The sequence below is a fragment of the Methylobacterium gregans genome, assembly GCF_022179245.1.
GTDB lineage: Bacteria > Pseudomonadota > Alphaproteobacteria > Rhizobiales > Beijerinckiaceae > Methylobacterium > Methylobacterium gregans.
In genome coordinates this window covers 1-7,208 of record NZ_BPQM01000189.1, presented here as the reverse complement: position 1 = coordinate 7,208, position 7,208 = coordinate 1, and the positions used below count along the sequence as shown (strand labels likewise).

Sequence of the window (7,208 nt, the reverse complement as noted above, 5' to 3'; positions counted from 1 at the left end):
CCAGCGCCGGCACGCCGACCTGGCGGGCGAGCAGGATGTGCTCGCGGGTCTGCGGCATCGGGCCGTCGGCGGCCGACACCACCAGGATCGCGCCGTCCATCTGGGCGGCGCCCGTGATCATGTTCTTCACGTAGTCGGCGTGGCCGGGGCAATCCACGTGGGCGTAGTGGCGGTTGGTCGTCTCGTACTCGACGTGCGCGGTCGAGATCGTGATGCCGCGCGCCTTCTCCTCGGGGGCCTTGTCGATCTGGTCGTAGGCCGTGAACGTCGCGCCGCCCGACTCCGCCAGAACCTTCGTGATCGCCGCCGTCAGCGAGGTCTTCCCGTGATCCACGTGGCCGATCGTGCCGATGTTGCAGTGCGGCTTCGTACGGCTGAACTTTTCCTTGCCCATCGCTTCCTGAATCCTACCGAGTAAGGGCCGCGGCGCCCGGAGCGCCGGTTCTGGCGACCGTCGCGCACGCGCCGGTCGTCGCCGCCCGCGCGAGCCTGGGGCCGGGCGAAAAGCGCGGATCGCTTAGAGGGAAGCCGTCCTTTGATCAAGGGCTGCCGCGGCGCGAAGGCCCGGCGCCGGCAGAAACGCCGCGCCCCTAGGGCTCCCGAAGGCCTCCCCAAGGCTAAATCAATTCGGACGGAAGCTGAGCGGTTTTCCAGCAGTGTGGCGCCGCGGGCATAGTGAAGCTTAGGCGGCCGCTATACCTGTGGTTTCAGCGATCACCCAACTTTCAGGCCTTCGCCCATGATGAAGAAGCTCCTCCTCGCGAGCGCCGCCTCGGCCCTCGTCGCGGGCGCCGCCAGCGCCGCCGATCTGCCCCGCCGCGCCGAGCCGCCGCCGGTCTTCACGCCGGTGCCGGTCTTCACCTGGACGGGCTTCTACGCCGGTACGCACACCTCGTACGGCATCACCGAGAACGGCAACATCATCACCCGCGGCAACGACGGTCCGGGCGCCGGCCCGCTGCTCGCGCCGAACTTCACCAGCACGGTCGGCAACGTCGCCGGCGGCCGCCGTCCGGCCTCGTTCAGCACCGAGACCGACAAGATCGGCAAGATCGGCGGCGGCATCGGCTACAACTACCAGTTCACGCCGGGCTCGGGCTTCGTCGTCGGCGTCGAGGCCTCCTGGACCTGGACGGACCTGACCCGCGGCCGTTCCTTCGTCAGCGGCCTGAACGACGTGAGCACCTACCGCCAGAGCCTCGACTGGCTCGGCACCGTCACCGGCCGCGTCGGCTACGCCTTCGACCGCTTCCTCGTGTACGGGACCGGCGGCTTCGCCTACGGCAACGTCTTCTACGACGCGCAATTCCGCTCGAACAACGCGGCCGCCGGCTTCCCGCTGGCCTATGCGGGCCGCTACGACGACCTCGAGACCGGCTACGTCTACGGCGGCGGTGTCGAGTGGGCGATCCCGACCGATTCGTTCCTGAACTTCTTCAGCGTCGGGCGCTACCTCGGTCTCAAGGCCGACGTGACCCTGAAGGCCGAGTACCTGCGCTACGATCTCGGCAGCCGCAACGTGCTGGTCAGCAGCATCAACCCGGCCACTGGCGCCCAGTTCGTGCCGACCGCCAACGGCTCCTATACCTCGCGCTTCAACACCGAGGGCCAGCTGATCCGCGCCGGCTTCAACTACAAGTTCGGCAGCTACTGATCTCCACCGGCGACATATCGCCGGTCGGTACGATGGGTCGAGGGCGGGCGTCGGCAACGACGCCCGCCCTTCGCGTTGCGGGCCGCCCTGCTGACCGGGCTGGCGGGCGCCCTATCTCGCGGCGGCGGTGACATGAGCCGCGCGATCCGGAGCCCGACCCCCTTGATGACCGAGCGCCTGCGCCTCTTCACCTCGCCCTCCGCCTTCCCGAATCCGCAGCGTGTACGGCTCTTCCTCTACGAGAAGGGCATCGCGGGCCGCGTCGACGAGGTGATCTACGACATGGCGCCGGGCGGCCAGCAGCGGCAATGGCCGCATCTGAAGATGAATCCCTGGGGCGAGACTCCGACCCTGCAGCTCGCGGACGGGAGCTATCTCGCCGAGACCACCGGCATCGTGCGCTATCTCGACGCGGCGTTCGACGGGCGTCGCATCACCGGCGCCGACGCGCTGGCGCAGGGGCTCGACGCGATGTGGGACAGCCGAATCTGGGTCCACATCCTCTACCGGATCACCACGATGTTCCACGTGATGCACCAGGGGCTCGGGCCGAAGCTGGAACTGACGAGCAATCCGCAATGGGGCGAGCATTGCCGCAAGGAGGCGCTGGCCCACGCCGCGCTCGTCGACCGGCACTTGGCCGACGGCCGGTCCTGGCTGCTCGGGGGCGACGCGCCGACATTTGCCGACATCACCCTCTGCACGGCGATCGCCTTCTCGAAATTCCCGGTGAACGCGACACCGCTCGACGAACGCTTCGAACAGATCGACGCGTTCTGGAAGCGCTGGAAGGCGCGGGAGAGCTTCCGCATGGCCTACGCGGACGGCGGCAGCGGCCTCGATGAACTCGCTGTGCCGAAGCGATAGCGCCGCGGGATGCGGCGCCGGTTCAGGCGCTGACCGCCACGCGGACGGGTAGACGGGCCGGTGCGGGCCTCGCCGCCGGGGTTGTTGGGCGCAGCAGGTCGGCGAGCGACACGAACCCGTCGGCGGCGCCCTGCCCGGCCCGGATGCCGAAGCCCAGGGCGAAGGAGCGGCCGAGCGCCGCGTCGCGCTCCAGGCCGAAGCGGTCGAGCGCCGCCAGGAACGCCTCGCGGAACAGGCTCGGCCGACACCAGCGCTTCTCGGCCATCTGCAGGGGCCAGTCCCACAGGCCCTCCTCCCGCCGGGCGCCGAGAACCGAGCGGCCGATGAAGTAGCCGCTCGCGTGCTCCAATCCGTCCTCGGACAGCGACCAGTCGTCGTTGCGGAACGTCACGGCCGCGCCGGCATCGTTCATGGCGGTTCCCCTGCCTCTGTCCTTGCCTGTCCTTCGAGCCCGGCGGGTCTTGGGCCCGCGCATCGGCTGGAACATTCAAGGAACACTGGCCCGGAACGAGACAGGGGTCAAGCGTTCGTTCTTATTGTGTTCACGTCGGGCGGGATGACGCCGGGACCCCGCTCAGCGTGCCTTGCGGAACAGGGGATGCTCGACCCGATCGCCGGCGCGGATCCCGAGCCGCGCGGCGGTGCCGGCATTGAGTTCGAGCACGGCTAGCACTGGCTCGCCCGAGAGGATGGTCCGGGTCGAGAGCGGCTCGGTGTCGGCGGCGACGCGCGCCACAGTCCCGTCCGGCCGGATGAACAGCATGTCGAGCGGCAGATAAGTGTTCTTCATCCACATCGCGACCGGCTCGACCCGCTCGAAGTCGAAGAGCATCCCGTGATTCGGCGCCATGCTGCGCCGGAACATCAGGCCGCGGGCGCGATCGGCGTCGTTGCGCATCACCTCGACCTCGAAGCGCTGCGGGCCGCCCCGGGTCGCGATCGCCAGGGGCTCGGTGCGGGCCGCTTCCTGGGCGTGAACGGTCGGGACGGCGGCCGGAAGGGTCCCCACCGCGGCGAGCGGCAGGCTTGAGGCGACGAGCGCCCGGAGGATACGCAGCACGGGAACGGGACCCTTCAGTGGGAGGCGGGGAGCGCGCCGTCCATCAACCGCACTTCGGCGGCCATGGCTCCCTTCGAGCCGTCGCCGTAGCGCACCAGCACGGTCTCGCCGGGCTTCAGTTCGGCGATGCCGTAGCGCCTCAGCACCTCCATGTGCACGAAGATGTCCGGCGTGCCGTCCCCGCGCGAGACGAAGCCGAAGCCGCGCAGGCGGTTGAACCACTTCACCACCGCCGGCTCCAGCCCGCTCGTGGGCACCACCGTGACGTGGGTGCGCGGCATCGGCAACTCGGAGGGGTGCAGCGCGCTCGACGCGTCGAGCGAGACGACCCGGAAGGCCTGCCAGCCGCGCGGGCGCTCCACCGCCTCGACCACGATGCGGGCGCCCTCGTTGGCGGTCTGGTGGCCGTCCCGGCGCAGGCAGGTGACGTGCAGGAGGATGTCCGGCGAGCCGTCGTCGGGCACGATGAAGCCGAAGCCCTTGGCGACGTCGAACCACTTGATGCGCCCCGCAACCTCGACGAGGTCGAGCGGTGATTCGGGTGCCTCGCGGCGGCTCGCACCCTCGATGTCGCCTACGGTCCTGGGGTCCCCCGACCCAAATCCGAAATCGTCAGACATCACGCGCTACCCACACCGAATCGCACATCGCGGTTCGCCCACAAGATTAACGAAGTCCTGATTCCGCGGAAGCCCATTTGACCGCCAGCCTGCCCGCCGGAGATGCAATCTTGGCCGTATCGGCAGGGCTGCAACATCCGGTTCCGAGCCGGCCCGACGCGTGACAGGCCGGTGCGGCGGCGAGCAAAATTGGTCCGGGCGGCGGAGCCGGCGCCCGCCCGCTGCCGAGGCATTCCGGCGGTTTCACGTTTTTGCGAGAGGCCGCGGCACGCGTGCGGGGTGCGAAACCGGGCGCCGGGTTGCTATGGCCGCGCCATGCAGACGCCGTCTCCCACGCCCTCCCCTGCCCGCCCGCGCGACCGCCTCGCGGTCATCGATCTCGCCCGCGGCGCGGCGTTGGCGGCGATGGTGGCCTACCACGCGACCTGGGATCTCGGTTACCTCAGGCTGACGCCCGAGAACGCGGCGCTGAGCCCGGGCGGGCGCGTCGCGGCGCACCTCATCGCGGGCAGCTTCCTGCTGCTGGTGGGCGTCGGCATGGTGCTGATGAACGGGAGCGGCATCCGCCCGCGCCCGACGCTGCTGCGGGCCGCGCGGATCGCCCTCGCGGCGCTGGCGATCACGGCGGCGACGTGGATCGCCTTCCCGGACAGCTTCATCTTCTTCGGCATCCTGCACTGCATCGCCGTGTCGAGCCTGCTGGGTCTGCCGTTCCTGTTCGCGCCGGTCCCGGTCACCGCGCTCGCGGCCGCTCTGGTGGTCGCCGCGCCGCATCTCGTGCGGGCGGAGATCCTGGACGCGCCGGCCCTGTTCTTCCTCGGACTCGGGCACGCGAGCCCCCGCACCAACGACTACGTGCCGCTCTTCCCCTGGTTCGGCATCGTGCTGGCGGGGATCGTGCTGGGGCGCCTCGGCCTGCCGCGCCTCGCGCGCTCGGGCCTCGGTGCGGGGCAGCCCGTCGGGCGGATCGGGCGCGCGGCGGCCTTTGCGGGGCGGCACAGCCTCGCGATCTACCTCGTGCACCAGCCGCTGCTGCTCGGGATCCTGACGGGGGTCGCGGCGCTCACCGGGCCACATCCGCGGGCGGGCGAGCGGACGTTCCGCGCGGAGTACGTGACAACCTGCACGCGGACCGGCGGCGAGGCTCAAGCCTGCCGGGTCGCGGCCCGCTGCACCGGATCGGTGCTCCGCCGGGACGGGCTCTGGCAGGCGCAAGAGCGGCCCTTCACGGGCACGGAGCGCCTGCGCGCGCAGGCGCTGTCGCAGGCCTGCTACGAGGCCGCGGAGGGCACGCGGGGCGCGCCCTGAGGACCCCGCGCCCCGAACGGGCGCGGGGGGAGGCCCGGATCAGTCCTTGGCGCGCTCGACGTAGGAGCCGTCGGCGGTCATCACCACCACGCGGGTGCCGGCGGCGATGTGGGGCGGCACGGTGGTGCGCACGCCGTTCGAGAGCGTCGCGGGCTTGTAGGACGAGGAGGCGGTCTGGCCCTTCAGCACCGGCTCGGTCTCGGCGACCTCGAGCACCACGCGCTGGGGCAGCTCGATCGTCAGCGGGGTGCTGTTGTGGATCGAGAGCATCACGGCCATGCCCTCCTGTAGGTAGGGGGCGGCGTCGCCCACCACGTCCTCGGGCACCGCGACCTGCTCGTAGTTCTCGGGGTTCATGAAGTGGAACCCTTCGCCGTCCTGGTACAGGAAGGTGTGCTCGCGGTCCTCCACGAAGGCGCGCTCGACCTGCTCGGTGGTGCGGTAGCGCTCCGAGACCTTCACGCCGTCGGTGATGCGGCGCATGTCGAGCTGCGTCACCGGCGTGCCCTTGCCGGGGTGGATGTTCTCGGCGAAGAGGATGACGTAGAGCTTGCCGTCCTTCTCGACGACGTTGCCCTTGCGGAGCGTTGAGGCGATCACCTTCACGGGATTGGTCCTAGATTTGACAAGGCGGGACGCGCGCGCCAAGCGCGGGGCGTTCTCCCGCCGGGGCCACGGCTGGCCCCGGCACTATCCTATCCGCAGCCGGCTTGCCAGCCGCCGCATCGCCAGCCGCCGGGCCCGAACCGTGCCGACAGCCCTCGAGTCCCCCTGGTGGGCGCCCGCGCGCCACGCCGACCGCCGCCCGGCGCTCCTCCTGCGAAACCGGATCACGTCGGCCGTGCGGGCCCACTTCGCCGCGCGCGATTTCGTGGAGGCCGAGACCGCCTGCCTGCAGGTCTCGCCCGGCAACGAGGCGCATCTCTCGGCCTTCGCCACGGAGGCCGTGGGCGCGGACGGGAGCCGCGCGCCCCTCTACCTGCACACCTCGCCGGAATTCGCCTGCAAGAAGCTGCTGGCGGCGGGCGAGCCGCGCCTGTTCAGCCTCGCCCGCGTCTTCCGCAACCGCGAGCGGGGCCCGCTCCACCATCCCGAGTTCACCATGCTCGAATGGTACCGGGCGGGCGAGGCTTACGGGACGCTGATGCAAGACTGCGCCGACCTGCTGCGGCTCGCCGCGGACGTCGCCGGCGCGGCGCGCTTCACCTGGCGCGGGCGCGCGGCCGACCCCTTCGCCGAGCCCGAGCGCCTGAGTCTCGCCGAAGCCTTCGACCGCCATGCCGGCATCGATCTGCTCGCCACGGTCTCCCCGAGCGGCGAGACCGACCGCGACGGCCTCGCGGCCGCCGTGGCGCGGGTTGGCCTGCGGGTCGCGGCGGACGATTCCTGGGCGGACCTCTTCAGCCGCGTCCTCGTGGCGAAGGTCGAGCCGGAACTCGGCCTCGGCCGCCCGACGATCCTCTGCGAGTACCCGATCAGCGAGGCGGCGCTCGCCCGCCCGAGCCCGGCCGACCCGCGGGTCGCCGAGCGGTTCGAGCTCTATTGCTGCGGCGTCGAGCTCGCGAACGCCTTCGGCGAGTTGACTGACCCAGACGAGCAGCGCCGCCGCTTCGCGGCCGAGATGGCGGTGAAGCAGGCGGTCTACGGCGAGACCTATCCGGTTGACGAGGATTTCCTCTCCGCGCTGCCCGACGCCTCC

The 7,208-nt window shown here is 70.9% G+C and carries 9 protein-coding genes; 4 read left to right on the top strand and 5 right to left on the bottom strand.

Annotation, left to right across the window (positions count from 1 at the left end; all coding sequences use genetic code 11):
• Positions 1 to 394, bottom strand: a 394-nt coding sequence (locus MFF54_RS27045) for a GTP-binding protein (protein WP_171015372.1), incomplete at its 3' end; no start/stop codon positions are given.
• Positions 395 to 739: 345 nt separating this feature from the next.
• On the opposite strand from MFF54_RS27045, the gene MFF54_RS27040 reads away from it, so the two are divergent.
• A complete protein-coding gene (locus MFF54_RS27040; RefSeq protein WP_238307277.1) occupies positions 740 to 1,654 on the top strand; it encodes an outer membrane protein in 915 nt (304 codons plus the stop codon).
• 165 nt (positions 1,655 to 1,819) lie between these two features.
• Positions 1,820 to 2,521 carry a glutathione S-transferase family protein gene (locus MFF54_RS27035; RefSeq protein WP_238307276.1) on the top strand — a complete coding sequence of 234 codons (702 nt, stop codon included), beginning with the start codon at positions 1,820 to 1,822 and terminating at the stop codon, positions 2,519 to 2,521.
• Positions 2,522 to 2,543: 22 nt separating this feature from the next.
• On the opposite strand, the gene MFF54_RS27030 is transcribed toward MFF54_RS27035, so the two are convergent.
• The 3 genes from MFF54_RS27030 to MFF54_RS27020 all read right to left on the bottom strand — a co-directional run bounded on the left by MFF54_RS27030 (position 2,544) and on the right by MFF54_RS27020 (position 4,201).
• A complete protein-coding gene (locus MFF54_RS27030; protein ID WP_238307275.1) occupies positions 2,544 to 2,933 on the bottom strand; it encodes a hypothetical protein in 390 nt (129 codons plus the stop codon).
• A gap of 162 nt (positions 2,934 to 3,095) precedes the next feature.
• Positions 3,096 to 3,530 carry a DUF192 domain-containing protein gene (locus tag MFF54_RS27025; protein WP_238307278.1) on the bottom strand — a complete coding sequence of 145 codons (435 nt, stop codon included), beginning with the start codon at positions 3,528 to 3,530 and terminating at the stop codon, positions 3,096 to 3,098.
• A 65-nt stretch (positions 3,531 to 3,595) separates the two neighbouring features.
• Positions 3,596 to 4,201, bottom strand: coding sequence for a cold-shock protein (locus MFF54_RS27020; RefSeq protein WP_238307274.1), 606 nt, complete (start codon positions 4,199 to 4,201; stop codon positions 3,596 to 3,598).
• Between the two features lie 315 nt (positions 4,202 to 4,516).
• On the opposite strand from MFF54_RS27020, the gene MFF54_RS27015 reads away from it, so the two are divergent.
• Positions 4,517 to 5,509 (top strand): acetyltransferase domain-containing protein, encoded by a 993-nt coding sequence (locus MFF54_RS27015; RefSeq protein WP_238307273.1) that lies wholly within the window; start codon positions 4,517 to 4,519, stop codon positions 5,507 to 5,509.
• A 39-nt stretch (positions 5,510 to 5,548) separates the two neighbouring features.
• Here the strand turns inward: MFF54_RS27015 and efp are convergent, their stop codons facing one another.
• On the bottom strand, positions 5,549 to 6,115 hold the full coding sequence (gene efp / locus MFF54_RS27010; RefSeq protein WP_238307272.1) for an elongation factor P: 567 nt from the start codon (positions 6,113 to 6,115) through the stop codon (positions 5,549 to 5,551).
• 142 nt (positions 6,116 to 6,257) lie between these two features.
• On the opposite strand from efp, the gene epmA reads away from it, so the two are divergent.
• On the top strand, positions 6,258 to 7,208 hold a 951-nt coding region (gene epmA, locus MFF54_RS27005), incomplete at its 3' end, for an EF-P lysine aminoacylase EpmA (protein ID WP_238307271.1).

Coding starts and splice junctions, on each gene's coding strand:
- MFF54_RS27040 (WP_238307277.1), top strand. CDS start 740: ATGATGAAGAAGCTCCTCCTCGCGAGCGCCGCCTCGGCCCTCGTCGCG.
- MFF54_RS27035 (WP_238307276.1), top strand. CDS start 1,820: ATGACCGAGCGCCTGCGCCTCTTCACCTCGCCCTCCGCCTTCCCGAAT.
- MFF54_RS27030 (WP_238307275.1), bottom strand. CDS start 2,933: ATGAACGATGCCGGCGCGGCCGTGACGTTCCGCAACGACGACTGGTCG.
- MFF54_RS27020 (WP_238307274.1), bottom strand. CDS start 4,201: ATGTCTGACGATTTCGGATTTGGGTCGGGGGACCCCAGGACCGTAGGC.
- MFF54_RS27015 (WP_238307273.1), top strand. CDS start 4,517: ATGCAGACGCCGTCTCCCACGCCCTCCCCTGCCCGCCCGCGCGACCGC.